At 49.7% G+C, this 1,202-nt stretch carries 2 protein-coding genes; both read left to right on the top strand.

Annotated features, from left to right (window positions below; all coding sequences use genetic code 11):
* Positions 1 to 254: 254 nt before the first annotated feature.
* Positions 255 to 452 (top strand): hypothetical protein, encoded by a 198-nt coding sequence (locus tag G4P69_RS38550; protein ID WP_208355298.1) that lies wholly within the window; start codon positions 255 to 257, stop codon positions 450 to 452.
* Positions 453 to 542: 90 nt separating this feature from the next.
* On the top strand, positions 543 to 1,046 hold the full coding sequence (locus G4P69_RS38545; RefSeq protein WP_310833527.1) for an SDR family NAD(P)-dependent oxidoreductase: 504 nt from the start codon (positions 543 to 545) through the stop codon (positions 1,044 to 1,046).
* Positions 1,047 to 1,202: the final 156 nt, after the last annotated feature.

Below are 1,202 nucleotides of genomic sequence, written 5' to 3'. Positions count from 1 at the left end.
GCCAACGAGTAGGGCAGCTTTTCAACTAAAACTTGTGAGTCGACAGCTAGAAACTAGACCACTTGCTGCTTATGATAGAGGTTACGGCAACGCCAAGTTTGTGACAGCAACAGCAGATATCGAAGCAGATCTGTTACTACGCTTAGCGTAAGCATCGATGTCTATGGGGTAAACCTGGTACCTATCAGGGTAGAGGTGCACCACGTAAGCATGGTCACAAGTTTAAGCTGAATGACCCTGAAACTTGGCCAGAAGTGGCACAAGCATTTCCCCTAATTTTGGCTGCTATTGGTACTCCTGCCGAATCCCCCAAAACCCGTGGTAAATCGCCAGGTCGCACAAGAGGGCATCGACCACCCCCTCGTCCAACTTATCCCACTGTCAAAAAACACTCATCTAAAAAAGCTAAAACCGAAGAATCACTTAACAAAGCTGACTCAACTGCTGCTTAGTTTTCGCTGATTTTCTCATGATTCAACTTGACTCAGTTTCTCTAAGAAGTTGGGTAACTTTGTCTTGCTGTTCTCTTAATTGCTGGTTGAATCCAAATTAGTCCAAACTCCAGCATCAACAATGCGGGCATCTTCATCGCCAAGCCGTTCACCCAGTACACCGAGGCTGACTATGAGGTGGTCCTGGGCGTTAATGTCGCTGGCTTCTTTCAGATGACGCAACTCGCGATCGCCGAGATGGAGAAGCAGGGCAGGGGCCATATCGTGCAGATCTCAACGAGCCTAGTTGACAACGCGATCGCTGGCGTACCGTCTGTGCTAGCGTCGCTGACGAAGGGCGGACTGAATGCCGCAACCCGATCACTGGCGATGGAGTATGCGAAGCGCGGTATCAGAGTGAATGCTGTTGCACTAGGTAGCATCAAGACGCCAATGCATTCCGCCGAGACCCATGCACAGCTTGATACTTTGCACCCAATTGGTCACATGGGCGAGATTGCCGATGTCATCGATGCGCTCCTATACCTCGAATCAGCCAACTTCGTGACCGGCGAAATCCTTCACGTCGATGGTGGTCAGAGTGCGGGTCACTAACACCGCTTTGCGCCCGGAAGAATGGCTCTGACGCTGCCAAATAAGATTGCTTCATCGTACACCCTTCTGACAAAAGAAGACATATCATGGCTCAACTCGAAAAAGGAATGATTTACGAATTACGCATTTATCACTCCATGCCTGGCCAACTACCAG

The organism is Aetokthonos hydrillicola CCALA 1050 (assembly GCF_017591665.1).
Lineage (GTDB): Bacteria > Cyanobacteriota > Cyanobacteriia > Cyanobacteriales > Nostocaceae > Aetokthonos > Aetokthonos hydrillicola.
Note: the sequence above shows the minus strand (reverse complement) of the source record. Positions and strands in the feature narration are given on the sequence as shown.